The following is an 18,411-nucleotide window of genomic DNA, read 5'->3' on the forward strand; positions in this document are numbered from 1 at the left end:
CACCATTTGTATGGTGTAGACTGTTTATTTTTGAAACGCAATTTGAAATTCTGTCCAATCGTTATTCGAACGACACAATATGGATCCGTTATGTTTTTCTACAATTTGTTTACATACAAATAATCCAATACCAGTTCCTAGCTTTTTAGTAGTTACAAATGGCTCAAAAATGGTCTCTACATTGTCTGCTGGAATCATGGGGCCATTATTTTTTATAACAATGCGAACAGTCTGATCCTCTTCAAATACATCAATGATAATTTTCCGCTCTTCTTTCACCGATTCAAGAGCATCAATCGAATTCATTAAAATATTTAAAACTACTTGCCTCACTTCACTCCGGTAACCAACGAGTGGAATAGGATACGGCAAATTCTTTTCAATCAAAACATTTGCATTAACTAAACTTGGATACAAGAATTGTATAATATCTTGAAATAAGTCATTTAACCAAAAACGTTCAGATTCATTCCACATTTCTTTTTTCGATACAAGTAAAAATTGCGAAATCCTAAAATTTAATTGATCTAATTCATGTGAAATAATATCTAAATACGATAGATTAGGATGGTCTGTCTTCAATAACTTTACAAATCCCATAATCGAAGTTAGCGGATTACGAAATTCATGCACAAAACTAGCCGACATTTGCCCTAGAATCGTAAGCCTTTCTTTATGTGTTTCATTTATATATTGCTGTTTTTCTTCTAAATTTCTCGATATAATTTCTGAGTATTTTAAAACGGTATAATAAATTAATTTGTCAAAACAAGTATGTATTTGGGCCATAATCGGTTTCAGTTCACGAGCACTTACATCCAATTCGCACATTGCTTCAAAAAGTTCATTTCTTCCCACATTTGTATTGTAGACAAAATCTCCAATATTCGCATCTGCCCCTGCACGCTCAATGGCAATTTTCTCACATAATGGCTGAAGATAATCAATGTCTTTATCTTCCATAATAAGTTCGATAATTAACTCTAATAAATTTTCTCCATTTTGAACTACCTCTTGTTTAAATGGATCTTTTTCGGAAATTATCATTTTGTTTTTCCAGTTCTCTACGAATTGGTGCCTGTTGTTTTTCAAGTGCGAACAAAATACTTCTTTAATATCCTTATCGATTGGAAAAACCTCCATTCCTCCATTTCCATACGACGAATACCCTTTATATTTTGAATATTAACACAAAAAATACATTTCGTTAATAGATTATTGTCACATTTTGTTAATTTCTGTTGATAAAATTTATTTTTCCTTTCTTATTTAAATAAGTTGTACTCATATATCCCTTTTCCCTTCTCATTTTTTAAATTATTTTCCTGTTCAAAACTACTTTTTTTGCATCCTTTTTAATTCTTGCGTACAATAAGAAGTGAAAGGTGTGAAAAATATGGTAAATAAAAATGTGGAAGACTATCTCCAAGAAGGCATATATGGCCAAAAGCAAAACAAACCAGAAGAACGTAATATGTACTTAACTACATTACGTGAGCGTGTAGAAATCGCTTTAACAATCGGTCAAGTAATGCAAAGTAATGTGTATACAGAAGTAACAGGTAACATACGTTCTTCTCAATCATTACAACTATTCCTAAATGGAAGCATTGCTTACCCACATTTATCAAAATACATTAAATTAGCAACTGAAAAAAATATTCCTTTTACAATTGTTCAAAATAAAGGTACTGAAACACCAATCGGTTTAGTACTCTCTCATAGCACTGCTGTAGATAAAGAACACATTTATGTCGAAGATGATATTTTCAAACAAGAAATGAAGTAAAATAAAAGGTACACTTGATTAAAAAAGTGTACCTTTTATTTTTTAATACATATTAATTTCATTTCTGTCATTTCTTCTATTGCATATTTAATCCCTTCACGGCCTGTGCCACTCTCTTTCACACCACCATAAGGCATATGATCTACCCTAAACGTTGGAATATCATTAATCATGACACCACCGACTTCTAATTCATCAATTGCACGCATGGCTTTACATAGATTGTTTGTAAATACACCTGCTTGTAATCCATAACGTGAATTATTTACTTGTTCTAAAGCCTCATCAAATTCTTTAAATGTATTTACAGTCATAAGTGGACCGAATACTTCTTGGCACTGAACAGATACATACTCTGGAACATTTGTTAATACAGTCGGTTCAAAAATCCTTGCATCACGTTTGTTACCACCGTATACAACATTTGCTCCTTCCTTAACTGCCTCTTCCACCCATGCATTTATACGTTCTACATCGTTTTTTGAAATAAGTGCCGATACATCTGTTTCTTCATGAAGCGGGTCTCCTACTACAACGTTTTCCATTGCTTTCGTTAATTTTGTAATAAACTCATCCATTTTGTGTTCATGCACAAAAACACGTTGTACTGAAATACAAACTTGTCCATTATTCACAAACGCGCCCCATTTTACACGTTCAATTATTTCGTCTGTCAATTCAACATCTTCATCAATAATTACAGCAGCGTTCGACCCTAATTCTAATGTCACTCGTTTCAATCCAGCTTTTTCCTTAATTCCAATCCCTACTTTCAGACTTCCTGTAAAAGTAATACAAGCAACGTTCTCATCTTTTACTAATGCCTCACCTACAACAGATCCAGGTCCAGAAATTATATTGAAAGCTCCCTTTGGTAAACCAGCTTCTTCAAATAATTCTACCAATGCATACGACGAAAGTGGCGTTTGGTCGGCTGGCTTTAGCACAATAGTATTTCCAGCCGCAATTGCTGGGCCTACTTTATGTGCTACTAAATTAAGTGGAAAATTAAACGGTGTAATAGCACCAATAACCCCGATTGGTTGTCGAATTGTATACGCTATACGGCCCTCTGCTCCTGGCGCAGCATCTAATGGTAACGTCTCACCATATATTCGCTTCGCTTCTTCAGCTGCAAACTTATACGTTTGAACAGTGCGATCTACTTCTCCCCTTGCAGCACGAATTGGTTTTGCAGCTTCTTTTGCGATAATCTCTGCAAACTCTTCTCTTCTCTCATCCATTTTTTGTGCAACCTTTTCTAAAATAGTTGCGCGATCGTATGCAGATAATTTTTTCATTTCTTTCATTGCATTTTTAGCCGAAACTACTGCTTCCTTAACGTCATCTTCTGTACCTTGCGCAATTTCCGCTAATGTTTCTTCAGAATATGGTGCATACAATGGTTTATATGTCCATACTGATTTCCATACTCCATTTATATATAAATGCTTTTTCATAGTGGTTCTCCTTCCAAATATATGTATACAATAATACATTACACTTATTTCACCTGGTGAAAGGTCTGACTTATGTAATTGTATCATAGCCCTAATACACCAAAAAACATTTTGCTCAAAAAAAACTCTGCTACAAAGCAGAGTTTACGAACTAATTTGTTCTTGGAGCGAAATCTTTTTTTCATCTCCTACAATAACAATCGATTCTGAAGGTTTCGTTACTTCTAACCTCTTAATATAGTGTCCATCTAATTCTTTCACACAAAACTTATAATTTTCAATTTCAATGGTATCACCTTCGGAAATCTCAATATTTTTTGTTAGGATCCAACCGCCGATCGTATCGACATCATCGTCGTCAATAGTCAAACCCAATAATGCGTTTACTTCACTAACAAGTACTTTTCCTTCTAAAATTGTTTTCGTCTCACTAACTTGTTGGATTTCCGGTTGTTCATCAGTATCAAACTCATCTTGAATATCCCCTACAATTTCTTCTAAAATATCTTCAACAGTTACAAGACCTGATGTACCACCATATTCATCAATTAATATAGCGATATGTGTCCTTTCTCTTTGCATTTTTAAAAATAGATCATGAATTGGGATAGATTCAATAACTAAAATAATTGGCCTCATATATTGCTCCACTGTCTTTTCACTAACAACTCGATGCTTCACAAAATCTGTAAATATATCTTTAAAATTAACAAAGCCTATTACATGGTCCTTATCACCATCAACAACCGGATACCTTGTATATTTTTCATGAGACATTTTTTGTAAAGCCTCTTCAGCAGGCATTTCTTTATTTAAAATATTCATCTCTGTTCGTGGTACCATTATTTCTTTCGCAATACGATCATCAAATTCAAATATTTTATTCACATACTTATATTCAGATTGATTAATCTCACCCTTTTTATAACTTTCTGAAACTAACAACCGCAATTCTTCTTCTGAATGCACTTCATCATGCCCTTTTGGTGGTTTCAATCCAAAAAACTTTGTAATTAACCGAGCTGATCCATTTAAAATCCAAATGAATGGGAATGCAATACGATAAAACAAAATGAGTGGCTTAGCAACAAAGAAACTCACTTGTTCTGCTTTTTGAATCGCGAATGTTTTTGGAGCTAATTCTCCTACTACCACATGGAAAAATGTGATAAACAAAAACACTAAAATTATAGCGAAAATGTCTGCGAGTTGAGTAGGGACGTTCCAATTTGCAAACAACACATCAAACATGTGCTTTAGCGCAGGTTTACCAGACCACCCAATCCCAAGAGCTGTAACAGTTATTCCTAATTGACAAGCTGATAAATATTCGTCTAAGTTTGTAATGACTGTTTTGACAGATATTGCACGATTATTTCCTTCTGCAATTAAATAGTCAATTCGTGAACTCCTCACTTTAACAATTGCAAATTCTGCTGCAACGAAAAATGCCGTTAAGGCAATTAAAACAATCACTATACTTATACTATATATGTCCAAATACTTTTCCTTACTTACAGTGTAAGCAAGGAAGCCACCTCCTACTTAAATTTATTCAAGTGAAGTAAGCATTCTTATACTCTAATAAAATTCTACATTAGTAACCACCTTTTTATATATTATATGCATACATAAAAAAGATATTTATAATTATGATAATCTAATTAGCTTATTATCGTCAAACTATAATAAGTTTAATTTTCTGACAACTAAAAATGATTTATATAATTCATATGTGCTAAACAGCTAAACTTCGTGAAAAAACACTTTCTTTGCCGATTCCACACTTCTTTTGTCACACCTGAAGGGAACTTGCTACATAACTAGAAATCATTCAACAGGATATATATAGGAGGGATTATTTTGGAATATAAAACACCATTTATCGCAAAGAAGTTAGGTGTTAGCCCAAAGGCTGTTGTCCGGATTGCACAACAATTAAATCTTACGATAAAAAAAAATAAATATGGCCATTTTATTTTCACACAAGGTGATTTAGATCAAATGTTAGAATACCATCGTTCCCAAATGGACCAGCCTCAAAACTCTCAAACTACTCAAAAAACATCTTCAAATGATGTAGAAAAATTAAAAACTCAAGTAAACGCAATTGTTCAAAATACATCATCGAATGATTTTGAGCAATTAACAGCTCAACTAACCACAATTACGAGAAGACTAGATCGAATGGAAGAACAAATGCTAGATAAAGCAAATGATGTCGTTACATACCAACTTTTACAACATCGCCGTGAAATGGAGGAAATGTTAGAGCGAATTCAAAAACTAGAAGCTGCCTTAAAAAAAGAAGAACCAATATATATTACTCCTGATTCAAAACCAACATATGAAAGAGAAAAGAAACCTAAGCGCCGCAAAATGATTTTTAGTATATTTGGACTATAAACTTGTAGACCCTTATTACAAAAATAAGGGTCTACTTTTTGTATGAAGAAAGAAGGCTGTAACATGACACCCTTCTTCATATTATACATATTCATATATTTTTATTTTGTTAACATAATATTTTTACTGTATTCTGCAATAAGTGCCTGTGCATGAGCATTCCCTTGAATAATATCACGGAATTCTTTCAAAGAATACAAATGTGTAGCGCCTTTTCGAGCATGAATCCGTACTGGTACACCTTGTAAAGTATCATGAAACTGGAATGGACTATCTATCGGCTCAATTGGAAAACCGAGTGTAAGTAAATACATATACATTCTTTTTGTAACTGCTGCAATATACCATTCAGCTTTCGTCTCTAACGCATGCATAAATAAAATCGCTGCCAGCCTTTTGAAATGTCCTCTCCCCCGAGACGTTTTCGCAATGCTTAACTTTCCTATTTCATATACATTTTTCAAATCTTTCACTAAATCATTTTTAGAAAACGGATAGAAAAACTCCGAATTTGATTGTTCAGGTACTGTATACTTAATACATTCTACTGTACCGATATGATGTTCATCTTCTATTAATAAAAATCGTGATGGATTTAAATTACGTTCTACAAACATTAAGTTTCTTTCTTCACAAAAATCTCCCCACAGTTGCTCGAACCAAAAATGTTCTTCCTTTGTTTGAACACGCTGGAACATATTTACCCGCCTTTCCCATCGCCGCTCTGTTTTTGATAACGCTTTCACTTACTATCATATAAGAACAAACCTTCGTATGCAACTAAAAATATTTACGTTTTATTATATTCTGCAATTTGAATTAAATTCCTATTTCACACTCTGTTCCCCCGCATGTACCATTTCTTACTTTCTTATACAATCGTACATACAAAGAAAGTTAATTTCTCTAATGAAATCAAATCCGACCCATGTTATGCTTCTTTCCTTATGGCATATAATTCTTCTTAACCGAAAGAAATCCTTTATAAAAAAGGATTTCTTTTACATTTTATTGCTTTTTAACCATTTTTCAAAAATTTGAATCATCCCGTGCTTTCCCGCCAACTTCTCTTCTCCTTGTTTCGTCTTATACGGATATAATTGTAAAAACACACCACAACCAGATTCTATTTTTTTACTATGCATATGACTCCCTGGATATACACAAATCACTTCATAAATTGCCCTACGATGAAAAACTCGTTTTCCACTTTGTTCTTCTACATATTTAATAGACCAGTATTTATACATTTGCTCCGTCGCTTTCGTATTACCAATAGGTTGAAAAATATTGTACATAGGGCTGTATTTCACTTCGATAATAATAGAAGATTTATATACATACTTCTCTTCTTCCTTTACATAACAATCTAAACGAATATCCGGCTTCTTTGTGTCCTCTCCGTTATAAAAATTACTTCCTTTGCTTAGTGCAATAAGAGGGTGTGTTTCAATTAAATCATTAAACGCGACGTGCACTTTTATATCATCTCGATGTAAAATCACTGTCGTTCCATCTTGTAATCCGTCTAAATAAAAATGTTCTTGTATTTGTTCACGAATCGGATTCTTATCTTCAAATCCGATTTGTTCTAATATAGAAATAACGATAAAAAAAGCGTAATACTCATAGACTAAAAACGTTGGTTTATATACGAATAATAAAGATGGGGGTTGCTCCGTATGTTGCGGTAACAATTCTAAATGGTGGATTAATTGTTGATGCGGTATAGATAAAGTGTTCGAATTAATGGTAGCTGTTTCAGAAACTTCCCTCCAAAATGGAGAATACAATAAATTTCGAAAGTATTGCACACTTTCATATACGATATGAGCTAATATTTTATATTCTTGTATTTTCACAGAACTTTTCCGTAAATCTGCTTCTTTCAGCAAATGTAGATTTCTATATTTTTGTTTTTCCCTATCCGTCACGGATCCATTTCGTTCAATCGTTTTCATAATTGTTTTAACAGCCTGAAATTCATCTGACTTTTTCTTCTTTTCTCCTTCTAGTATTTCAATCGTTTTACGTACAAAACTTTCTGCTTCAAGTAAATAATAATAGAATTGCATCGTTTTAAATTTAAGAAATGCATTTTCAATACTATTTTTTTGCTCCTTAAATTTACGGTTGTAATATTTCGCATAAAGCTTTCTTTCTGTCATAATGGCAGTTTTTCTCGTTGCCTTCCGCGCTTTCGTTTCCCATTCATATTCGTGTACAAATTCCGCATTCGATTCTACTTTCTTAAAAATTTGTTTTATTCTTTTCATTTTTTGTGGCAACTTTCTTAACAATACCAAATAAGAAGAATCTTCAATATCGCTAAGTGCTGAGAAAGTTTTCTTGTAATAACCTCTATCTAAAATTAGCTCGTTTAAAATTGACTTCACATAATCTTGAATCATTTCAAATTGGTCATCAAAAAAGTTTTTAGGAACAACTTGAAACGCACCATAATAAGTTTTATCTTCTATACGCACTTCAAAATGATATAAGCCACAGCGCCACGGATAAAAAAATTCAGTTTTTCCATGTTCATAAACTAATACTCTTTGTTTTTTTTCATTTAATTCATATTGTGACTCTTTTATATTCTTTTGTCCCTCATATACTTTATTCCATATGAATGTAATATCCATTGGATTTTGATAATGGAAATGCAATTTCAGTGGTTTTAACTCCTGTACTTTATAAATACATTGAACTAATGCTGTAGTAGACGTACAAAGCCGGTTTAAAAGGATAAAATCGCCTTTCCCCTCAGTACCAATAATTAGCTTCAATACAAACGGGAGCGTTTCTTTCGTATCGACGATTGCTGTTTCATAACGCTCCTCATTTTGCATAGCCATACAGCTCCAGTTCTCTACGCTTTTGTCTTATATAAGCTAAAGAATGTTCAAATGTAGATACACGATTTGCAAGCTGAGACTGTAAAAGTGGTATCAATGTCGCTCCCCTTTTTGCTTCTTCAGAAAGTAGAGAGCCCACTGTCATTTCTGTCCCCCTTAATTTCGTTAATACGCGTTGCTTTATTTGCAAGTCAAAACCTTCTTCCCTGCTAATCATATAGGACTGATTATTTTGGAACGGTATATTTTGCAAATACGTAGCGATTGCGCTTGCACATCGGAAAGAAATTCCTTTTGATATATCGTGTGATGATAATACATCATGTAACTTATCCAATAACTCTAATTCCTCTTCAGTAAACACTTCGATCATCTCTTTATTCCTCAACCAATTGAGTCGAAATTCTCCCGTTGTTACTTTCAGCGGGGGTTGCTGAACAACTTTCTCTTGTTCTATACTCATCTCGCAAAACGGAATTTTTTGTAATGTAATCAAATTTGTTCGATCTAATAATCGATCGGAAAGCTCTTTCGTCGTTTCATCAAAATTTACAGTGCCTACGAAAATAACATTCTCACCAATTTCCACTGAAGGTGGAATTGAATTTTCTATTTCTTGTACTTTCTCATACAAATTTAAAATACGATTTTTCTTTTCAAGTTGAAGAACGGATAGAAACGGAGTAAACCAATGCTCAATATGTGACATGTTCATTTCATCGAACACAATTATATACAATTGATTTGGGTTTTCTTTAGCCTTCAATAATGTCCGAACTAACTTCGTTTCACTTTCAATAAAATTACCATTCGGATGAAGGTAACCGAGAATATCATGTGGTTCTTGATACGATGGTGAAATCGGAATCCAAATCAATTCTTCACCATAACGTAATCCAAGTGATTCTGCATAAGCTTGCACAAAGCGTGATTTCCCAATACCTGGTATACCACCAACAATTGTTAACGTATTGGTTTTGACGCTAATGTGAAAATTATATATATCTGTATCATCCAAATATAGTCCTTTATTACGAACCATACTTTGTACATACTGCAAAAAAGAGGATTCACGCTCATCCCATTCCCAGTCCTCCTTTTGTATTTTAATATCTTCTACTTCAACTAACTTACCTTCTTCAACAATTCGTTTATTTAGTTGGTCATACACATTTTCACTTACAAAATATAAATGATCATCTACTGCTATTTCTACATGTTTCATCCAATCGTTTATTTCAATATATTTGCATTCTTTTCTTTGCTCAAAATATGAAATTGAACTTATTGATGATTTTAACGATAAATTTCCATATAGCCTTCCTTCATGCCACAATAATTTTGGAGGCTCAAAGTCTTTTGGTAATTTAGGCATAAGAAATGATAAGTAACCGTTGCTTAACTTCCGTTCCAACGACGCTCTCTTTTTATAATTTGAGACCTTTGGTGAAGGAATCAATTTATATGAAGATGCCATTTCCTGAGGCTCTTCTGTGCATATTAATTCCAGAAATATATTTCCACGATCATAATAAAGACGAAACATAACCAGTTGCTTTTCTAATTTACGCTTCTTTAAATCGGTAAAAATTTTTTCATTCTTTTTATTACTGCATAATCCTTCAAACAAATATTTTCCAGTCGGAAATAACTCTTGTAAAGTTAAAGGTATTGGAGAAAGACATTGTACAAAGAAATTTTCTCCGTTCTTCTCTCCCTCAGCTTTTGCAAACGTTCCAATAAACCTCATATAATACATTCGTTTTATAAAACTTGGATGAAGAGCTTTATGTAATTTCAACGTCGTCACCTTCTTTTTTCATACTATTCTTAGTGTATGAACTACAATCTAAAACTAGAAATAAAAAACCTGACGTCATCCGTCAGGTTCAAAAATAAAACGTATATTAATGAGAAGGAAATGCTTTTTTCTCTTGTAAAATGGCATTATGAGCAATTTTCATTTTAGCAAGCACGTACCGCAATCTATCTTCGGCATTTTCATCTTTATTTTGCTGCAACTCCGCCAAATTCTCTACAGAACTCGCTAAATTTTCAATCACTCCTCGTAGTTCAGGATGATGATTAAAAAAAGATTCTTGCACCAGTACTTTCCTTAAATCACTAGCTAAATCCATAATTCTAGACAACTGTTCTTTTTCTCCCATTTTCATCCCTCCTGAATATCTTATGTATTAAATATTCTCTAACCAAAGAAAAAAGCCCTTTAAAAGAAAAGGACTTTTACATTTTTATATTTCCTGTCACAAGCATATAAAGTGATGTAATAGCGGCAATAACAATCGCCCACATCACATATCGCTCTTTGCCTGCAAAACAACGATTCCCTTTTTCTTTTCTTGCAAACATGTACACGATAATCCCGATTCCATATACAATTGAAACAAGTAATAAATTCTTTAAACCAGCTGCATAAATAAGCCATACAGAATATACAGAAGCAATTAAAGCGAGCAAGCCATTTTTTACTCTTGCAGCTTTCAGCTCTTTCGTAATGACTAATTTCAATTGAAATAGCGCTGATAATAAATACGGTAATAAAATTGATGTTGACGCAATGAAATACATAATTTGATATGTCGATTGTGAAAACAGAACGATTATAAATATAGTTTGGGCAACAATATTTGAAATCCATAATGCCATATGCGGCGTTTGTTTCTTATTTGTTTTCGTAAAGACTTTCGGAAACACTCCGTCTTTTCCTGCTACGTGAGAAATTTCAGAAACAAGTAAAAACCAGCCAATTAATGTACCTACAAGTGACGCAACTAATCCAATATTAATTGCCATTGCACCCCATGGCCCAACAACATGTTCTAATACATGTCCCATTGAAGGAGTCTCTAATACTGAAAGTTCTTTTCTTGTCATGGCTCCCATTGACAGAACAGAAATTAAAATATAAATAGACATTACTAAAATAAGTCCAAGTACTGTCGCTTTTCCAACGTCTCTGCTATTTTTAGCTCTTCCTGATAATACAACTGCTCCTTCAACCCCAATGAACACCCAAAGGGTTACAAGCATTGTATTTTTCACTTGACCTAGTACAGAGGAAACTGAGATAGTTCCTTCGCCCCAAAAGTCATGTGTAAATGTATCCCAGCGAAACGCAGTTACCATCACGACAATAAATAATAAGATCGGAACTAATTTCCCAATCGTTGCGATAACATTCATAATGGATGCTTCACGAATTCCAAATAAGATAAGAAAATGAAGTGTCCATAATAAAAGAGAGGCACCAATGATAGACGCAACATTATTTCCTCCTTTAAAAATTGGGAAGAAATAACCTAATGTGCTAAACAGCAACATAATTGTTGCGACATTTCCTAAAATTCCTGCCAGCCAGTACCCCCATGCACTGTTAAAGCCAATATATTCACCGAATCCAGCTCGTGCATAACTATAAATTCCGCCCTCAAGCTCCGGTTTTTGTCTTGCTAACGTTTGATATACGAGCGCAAGTGGAATCATTCCCATCGCTGTAATACACCAACCAATTATCGTTGCACCACTATTTGCTCCTACTGCTAAATCATGCGGTAAACTAAAAACGCCGCCTCCAACCATCGTTCCAACTACTAATGCGATTAACGGAAAAAATCCTAACTTCTTTTCTATTTGTACCACCCCATCTGTCATTCTAGGTGTTATGTTCGTTCAACTATTAAAGTCACCTTTTTCTCTAATAGACGTTTCTCTTATATTTTTTCAGGAAAACATTACTTATTCTAAAAGAAAATGAAGAAAAATGGAATACTTTTTTGAAAAAATGTATAAGTATGCACAAAAAAACCGTTCATTTTGTAATGAACGGTCATTTCATACATATAAAATTGTATATTTATTGTAAAATTAACGAAGTAACTTCTCTTTTTGTAAAAATTGTTTTGCGACTTCTTCGCTACTTTTACCATTTACGTTTACTTCATAATTCATTTTTCTCATTTCTTCATCTGTAATCTTTCCAGATAATTTATTTAATACTTTTTCGAGTTCAGGATATTTCTGTAACGTCTCTTTTCTTAATAATGGTGCTCCTTGATAAGGCGGGAATAGTCCTTTATCATCTTTTAGCACTTTAAGCCCATATTGCTCAAGTTCACTATCTGTTGAATATGCATCGATTACGTTAACATCCCCCGATTGTATTGCACTATAGCGCAGTTTCGGTTCCATCGTTTTAACATTTGAAAACTTATAGTTATATAATTTTTGCATTCCTTTATAACCATCTTCACGATCAGCAAATTCTAATGTAAATCCTACTTTAGCTTCCTGTGCAATTTTTCCTAAATCAGAAATTGTATTTATGTTATTTTGATCTGCTATTTTTTTCGGCATGGCTAGTGCGTATGTATTGTTATACTCCATTGGCTTTAACATAACCATATTATATTTCTTTTCCATTCCCGTGCGGGCTTGTTCATATACTTCATCACGATTTGTACTTTTCGGTTCTTCTTTCACGAAAGTAGATAAAGCTGTACCTGAAAATTCTGGGTATATATCTACTTCACCTGATTTTAACGCTTCAAATACAAATGCTGTTTTTCCAAGGCCCGGCTTTAATTCCACTTGTAAATCTGTATCCTGCTCAATAAGTTGCTTGTACATTTGAATTAAAATTTCTGGTTCAGATCCAAGTTTGCCGGCAATAACTATGTCGTTCTTCTGTGTATTCCAAAGAAATGGCGAAGCAATCATTACGACAACAATACATATTGTCAATATAACGCGCTTAGAAGAGCGTCTTGGGCTCTCGAGTGTGCGAAGTACTATATCAAAGAATAAAGCGAGTAACGCGGCTGGTACGGCCCCTAAAATGATAAGCGCATGGTCATTTCGATCGATACCAAGTAATATAAGTTTACCAAGCCCACCTGCGCCTATTAAAGCAGCTAATGTAGCCGTTCCAACAATTAATACCATCGCTGTACGAATACCCGCCATAATAATTGGCAATGCGAGAGGAAGCTCCACCTTCCATAACCTTCTCCAGCTATTCATTCCCATAGCTTTCGCCGCTTCTATAAGTGATTCATCTAATTCCCGTATTCCTGTATATGTATTTCGTAAAATAGGTAATAGTGCATACACAACTAATGCGATAATGGCTGGAAGTTTTCCGATTCCTACTAATGGAATTAAAAGTCCAAGTAATGCAAGTGATGGCACAGTCTGCATAACAGCAGAAGTCCCTATTATAAATTCAGCCATCCGTTCTTTTCTTGTTAATAAAATGCCAAGAGGCACCGCAATAATTACTGCAAAAAATAGTGAAATAAGCGATATTTGTAAATGCTCACTTAATGCACTTAGCAATTCTACTTTTCGTTCTTGGAACGTTTGAATAAAATCAGTCACTGTTTAGCCTCTTTCCTTCATTTGTTCAACAATGTAATTGACAATATGACGACTTGTTAACGCTCCAACATATTGACCATGCTCTTCAACCGGCACTGACTCTTCAGTTTGTAAGCGGACTATTGCTTCTTGTAATGACGAATGTAAAGATAAAGCATTCCCTTCAACTCGTATACCATCGTCTAGCGGCAATACCTCTTCTATACTCTTCCCCTCATACCAAGGTCGTCCACGATTTCCAATGAACTCCTCTACAAACTCATTTTTCGGGTTATGTATAATTCCTTCTGGTGTATCTAATTGAACAACCTTTCCTTCTTTCATTACACAAATACGATCACCAAGTGATAAAGCCTCTTGCATATCGTGCGTTACGAACACGATTGTTTTTTGAATCTTTTTTTGCAGTTGTACGATATCCTTCTGGAGCTGCTCCCTACTTAACGGATCTAACGCACTAAATGGTTCGTCCATAAGTACAATTTTCGGGTTTGCGGCTAATGCCCGTACGACACCAACACGTTGTTTCTGCCCTCCCGACAATTCATCTGGCATGCGATCACGATATACATCTGGATCGAGCCCAACCATCTGTAGCAAGTCATCGACACGTGCTTTTATTTCCTTTTTGGTCCATTTTCTCATTTCAGGAACAACTGCAATATTTTCAGCAATTGTCATATGTGGAAACAGCGCAATCTGCTGCAACACGTACCCTATATTCCAACGTAGTTCGTTTATGTTATATTGTTGAATATCTTTTCCATCGATTAAAATTGATCCTTCTGTCGTTTCAATTAAACGGTTAATCATCTTCATTGTCGTTGTTTTCCCGCAACCACTCGGACCAATGAGAACAAAAAATTCTCCTTTTTTAATTTCTAAATGCAATGAATCCACTGCTTTTGTGCCATCTTCATACGCTTTTGACACATGATTAAATTGAATCACAGACACAACTCCTTTCATGTTGTTTCCTTTATTTTGATGGAATATAGCATTCATTTCAAATGATACGCTTTATTATACAAAAAAAGAGCTCTCATTTGAGCTCTAACGGTCGAACAATAATGTTTTCATAATTGCAGCATATTCACGCACATACGCTTTTTTCTTAGAGCGCCTCGGTGTTTCAGCAGCCAAAGCTTCCATCTTTATACCTAAACGCTTTGCAATTATTTTCGTTCGATATAAATGATACGTATTACTTACAACTACCGCATGCTTTACATCATATAAATCCATACTAAACTTTAAATTTTCATACGTATTTGTAGAGCGGTCTTCAATTAAAATACGATTCTCATCTATACCATTTACCATTAAATAGTTTCTCATACTGTGAGCTTCCGGTATATCTTCATCTTCCCCTTGACCACCTGAAACAATTACTTTCACCTCAGGGTGAGAATATAAATATTCCAACGCTGCATCCAAGCGGTTTTGAAGAGATAAAGACGGTCTATCTCCAAATAACTTTGCACCTAATATAAGAACGTACGGAGAGTGGTTACTCAATTTTTCACGAGCAACTTTATTCATTCGAAACGTCATATAAATGATGTATAGCGGAGGTAGTAATAAGATTATAAGAAAGATCCATTTGTTCATAAATAAGTTAGCACTCCCTTTCTTTTTATTATATAGAAAACGAAAGGGAGTAAGAAGTGTTTTTTAAACGATGGATTTATTAGACACATTCGCTTCCATTTTACGTTTTGAAATTACATAATAAAAAGCAATCCCTAATGATAGGATCAATATAAAGCTTAGTACGTAAAACGGGATCATCACCCCTGCTTTAGATACGCCTGCCGTAAACAACATTAATAATACAATTCGAATTCCTGTACCAATTAATCGAAATAAGCTGTCCACACGTCCCATTACTTCATTTGGGATTTCTTCCATCATCAATACATTTCTCGCCACTCTCGTTCCAGCATTTCCAATCGCATGAAAAATCGCAAGTCCATATAATAACATAATGGAAGGCTCAATAATCATTACGGTAATTGAAATTACATAAATGAACATCGTCATAACGATTGAAATTTCTGTTTTGACATATTTCATCATGATTGGAATACTTATTCCTGCAAGAACCGCTCCAACACCGTACATCATACCTTCAATTGCGTATACAGAGGCACTAGCTTTGAGTATATCTGAAATATATACTGGGATTAAATAATTTGCCATCATGACACCGATAAACGGCATATAAGTCGCTAGTAAAAACAAAAATAACTTAGGGCGCTTTTTCATAAAGTGAATTCCTTCGAACAATTGCTTCTTAAATGTTACTTTCCCTTTTACTTCTTTTTTCTTTACATATGGTATACATAAGAACAGGAAAAATGCTCCTGCAAAAGTTAACATATCCACTAACAAGATCCATTTCAAAGAAATAATCTCAATTAAAAAGCTAGCAGCTGCACCTGAAATAACTTGCGTTAATTGTCCTTGTATTTCCATTGTGCCACTTAAACTTTTATAATGCTCTGATTGAAATATTTCTTGGTTAAATGCAAATATCGTGGGATAGAATAATAGATAATAGAAAGAACCTGCTATATAAATAATAATGTAATGAATAGAATTGTATGATTGCCCAGCAAATCCCCAAATAGCCATCATTCCTATAATAGCTATCCCGATACCTTCGTTACATAACAATAAAGATTTTCTTGAAAAACGATCTATGCTTTGCCCAATGAATGGTGTTAGTAAAAACATGATGAGAGTTGCAACGATAGAAATATACCCAAACGTTGTCTCTCCCCCACTTTCCTTAATCAATAGCCACGGAATCGTTATCATAACAATCCCAGAGCCAATAGCAGATAAACTATTGGCTCCTAGAATGTAATACAAGCGAGAATCATGATAAAGAGAGGACATTTCACTCAACTCCTAATTGTTTTTTCACCTCTTTATATACGCTCATATATGCTTTTAATTCTTTAACTAAATCATGAATTAATGGTTTTGCATCTTCTCCAAGTTCACCATCTTGCACATGTAATCCATCAAGCACGACTTGTTTTGGAATTGCGTTTGCGTAAACGCCTCTAGCAACAATACGCATACTATTTAATGCGTTAATTCCCCCTTTACCTCCTCCAGCAACCGCTAATAATGCGACAGGCTTATGGATGAATTCACTGCTACTTAAGTAATCTAACGAATTTTTCAGCGCTCCGCTCATCGCATTATGATATTCTGGTGTACATAGTACTACTCCATCCGCAGCTTTCACTAAAGCTTTTAATTTTTTCACTGCCTCTAATTCACGTTGTGATTCTTCTCCATTATATAAAGGCAATTCCGCTACTGCTAAATCGTATAACTCCCCTTCAAATTGCTCTGCAATATATTTTGCCACAACGCGAGTTCTTCCAAACTTTCTTGGTGTACCATTAATTACGACTAGTTTCATAATCATTTCTCCCCTTTGTTTTCAAATTCTACCTTTATATTATCAGAAATTTCTATACAAAATACAGTAAAAAGAGGTAAAAGCTTTCATAAAATAGTATGAGAAATAAAAAAGAACTCATACTTTCGTATGAGTTTCACAAAACTAATTTTTCACAACCTCATGTCCACCGAATTGATTACGAAGAGCTGAAACAACTTTCCCATGGAATGTATCATCTTCTTGTGAACGGTAGCGCATAAATAATGACATAGCGATAACTGGTGCCGCTGCTTGTAATTCAAGCGCAGTTTCAACAGTCCATTTCCCTTCTCCTGAAGAATTCATTACACCTTTAATGCCATCAAGTTTTGGATCATCTGCAAATGCTTTTTCAGTTAAGTCCATTAACCAACCACGGATAACCGATCCGTTCGCCCATACTTTTGCAACATCTTCATAATTGAAATCAAAATCACTTTTATCTAGTACTTCAAATCCTTCAGCGATTGCTTGCATCATTCCGTATTCAATACCGTTATGAACCATTTTTAAGAAATGTCCACTACCAACGCGGCCTGCATAAGAATAACCGTTTTCTACTGCTAAGTCTTTAAATAAAGGTTCTAATTGATCATAGATTTCTTTTTCTCCACCAACCATTAAGCACGCACCGTATCTAGCTCCTTCTACACCGCCTGATGTACCGATATCTACGTAATGTAAGCCAAAGCTTTTCGCTTCTTCAGCACGGCGCAACGTATCTTTATAGAATGAATTTCCACCTTCAATAACGATATCGCCTTCCTCTAATAATGGATATACATCTTTTAGTACTGACTCAACAACTTCTCCTGCAGGTACCATTACCCAAATTGTACGAGGTGCTTCTAGTTCAACGATCATTTCTTTTAATGTATGACGTGCAGTAATCCCTAGTTTTCCTGCCTTTTCAACAAGCTCATTATTTACATCGTATACAACTACTTCATGCTTGTCTTCATATAAGTGTTCAGCTAATGGGAATCCCATTTTTCCTAATCCAATTAAACCTAGTTTCATATTAATCAATCTCCCATT

The 18,411-nt window shown here is 34.3% G+C and carries 16 protein-coding genes; 2 read left to right on the forward strand and 14 right to left on the reverse strand.

Annotated features, from left to right (window positions below; all coding sequences use genetic code 11):
* Nucleotides 1–24: 24 nt before the first annotated feature.
* Complete coding sequence (locus QCI75_RS15700) at nt 25–1,143, reverse strand: BA2291 family sporulation histidine kinase (protein WP_144506344.1); 1,119 nt, start codon at nt 1,141–1,143, stop codon at nt 25–27.
* Between the two features lie 253 nt (nt 1,144–1,396).
* Here QCI75_RS15700 and QCI75_RS15705 point away from each other — a divergent pair, with 253 nt between their 5' ends.
* Nucleotides 1,397–1,789, forward strand: a complete 393-nt coding sequence (locus QCI75_RS15705; RefSeq protein ID WP_002085811.1) for a YueI family protein — start codon at nt 1,397–1,399, stop codon at nt 1,787–1,789.
* A gap of 35 nt (nt 1,790–1,824) precedes the next feature.
* On the opposite strand, the gene QCI75_RS15710 is transcribed toward QCI75_RS15705, so the two are convergent.
* Both QCI75_RS15710 and QCI75_RS15715 read right to left on the reverse strand, forming a co-directional pair.
* Nucleotides 1,825–3,249 carry an aldehyde dehydrogenase family protein gene (locus tag QCI75_RS15710; protein WP_353760809.1) on the reverse strand — a complete coding sequence of 475 codons (1,425 nt, stop codon included), beginning with the start codon at nt 3,247–3,249 and terminating at the stop codon, nt 1,825–1,827.
* A 144-nt stretch (nt 3,250–3,393) separates the two neighbouring features.
* Nucleotides 3,394–4,749: a hemolysin family protein gene (locus QCI75_RS15715; RefSeq protein ID WP_098776381.1), complete on the reverse strand. Its 1,356-nt coding sequence runs from the start codon at nt 4,747–4,749 to the stop codon at nt 3,394–3,396.
* Nucleotides 4,750–5,112: 363 nt separating this feature from the next.
* On the opposite strand from QCI75_RS15715, the gene racA reads away from it, so the two are divergent.
* A complete protein-coding gene (racA, locus tag QCI75_RS15720) occupies nt 5,113–5,655 on the forward strand; it encodes a chromosome-anchoring protein RacA (RefSeq protein ID WP_144506346.1) in 543 nt (180 codons plus the stop codon).
* A 101-nt stretch (nt 5,656–5,756) separates the two neighbouring features.
* On the opposite strand, the gene QCI75_RS15725 is transcribed toward racA, so the two are convergent.
* The 11 genes from QCI75_RS15725 to gnd form a co-directional block, all read right to left on the reverse strand.
* Nucleotides 5,757–6,353 (reverse strand): hypothetical protein, encoded by a 597-nt coding sequence (locus QCI75_RS15725; RefSeq protein ID WP_071745832.1) that lies wholly within the window; start codon nt 6,351–6,353, stop codon nt 5,757–5,759.
* A 303-nt stretch (nt 6,354–6,656) separates the two neighbouring features.
* Nucleotides 6,657–8,507, reverse strand: coding sequence for a hypothetical protein (locus QCI75_RS15730; protein ID WP_144506348.1), 1,851 nt, complete (start codon nt 8,505–8,507; stop codon nt 6,657–6,659).
* Nucleotides 8,497–10,314 carry an AAA family ATPase gene (locus QCI75_RS15735; RefSeq protein ID WP_144506349.1) on the reverse strand — a complete coding sequence of 606 codons (1,818 nt, stop codon included), beginning with the start codon at nt 10,312–10,314 and terminating at the stop codon, nt 8,497–8,499. Before QCI75_RS15735 ends, QCI75_RS15730 begins: the two co-directional genes overlap by 11 nt.
* Nucleotides 10,315–10,420: 106 nt before the next feature.
* Nucleotides 10,421–10,681, reverse strand: a complete 261-nt coding sequence (locus QCI75_RS15740) for a hypothetical protein (protein WP_000504035.1) — start codon at nt 10,679–10,681, stop codon at nt 10,421–10,423.
* 76 nt (nt 10,682–10,757) lie between these two features.
* Nucleotides 10,758–12,185, reverse strand: a complete 1,428-nt coding sequence (locus tag QCI75_RS15745) for a basic amino acid/polyamine antiporter (protein ID WP_144506350.1) — start codon at nt 12,183–12,185, stop codon at nt 10,758–10,760.
* Between the two features lie 213 nt (nt 12,186–12,398).
* Entirely contained in the window at nt 12,399–13,910 is a 1,512-nt protein-coding gene (locus QCI75_RS15750; protein ID WP_144506351.1) for an ABC transporter permease/substrate-binding protein, read from the reverse strand.
* 3 nt (nt 13,911–13,913) lie between these two features.
* The gene (locus QCI75_RS15755) at nt 13,914–14,861 is read right to left on the reverse strand and encodes an ABC transporter ATP-binding protein (protein WP_144506352.1); all 948 of its coding nucleotides are present in this window, start codon (nt 14,859–14,861) and stop codon (nt 13,914–13,916) included.
* A 102-nt stretch (nt 14,862–14,963) separates the two neighbouring features.
* Entirely contained in the window at nt 14,964–15,521 is a 558-nt protein-coding gene (locus QCI75_RS15760; RefSeq protein ID WP_144506353.1) for a YdcF family protein, read from the reverse strand.
* A 63-nt stretch (nt 15,522–15,584) separates the two neighbouring features.
* Nucleotides 15,585–16,814 (reverse strand): MFS transporter, encoded by a 1,230-nt coding sequence (locus tag QCI75_RS15765; protein ID WP_144506354.1) that lies wholly within the window; start codon nt 16,812–16,814, stop codon nt 15,585–15,587.
* A gap of 1 nt (nt 16,815) precedes the next feature.
* Nucleotides 16,816–17,352, reverse strand: a complete 537-nt coding sequence (locus tag QCI75_RS15770) for an NADPH-dependent FMN reductase (protein WP_000780366.1) — start codon at nt 17,350–17,352, stop codon at nt 16,816–16,818.
* A gap of 144 nt (nt 17,353–17,496) precedes the next feature.
* A complete protein-coding gene (gene gnd, locus QCI75_RS15775) occupies nt 17,497–18,393 on the reverse strand; it encodes a phosphogluconate dehydrogenase (NAD(+)-dependent, decarboxylating) (RefSeq protein ID WP_144506355.1) in 897 nt (298 codons plus the stop codon).
* Nucleotides 18,394–18,411 lie beyond the last annotated feature (18 nt).

Source organism: Bacillus cereus group sp. RP43, assembly GCF_040459645.1.
Classification (GTDB): Bacteria; Bacillota; Bacilli; order Bacillales; family Bacillaceae_G; genus Bacillus_A; species Bacillus_A mycoides_C.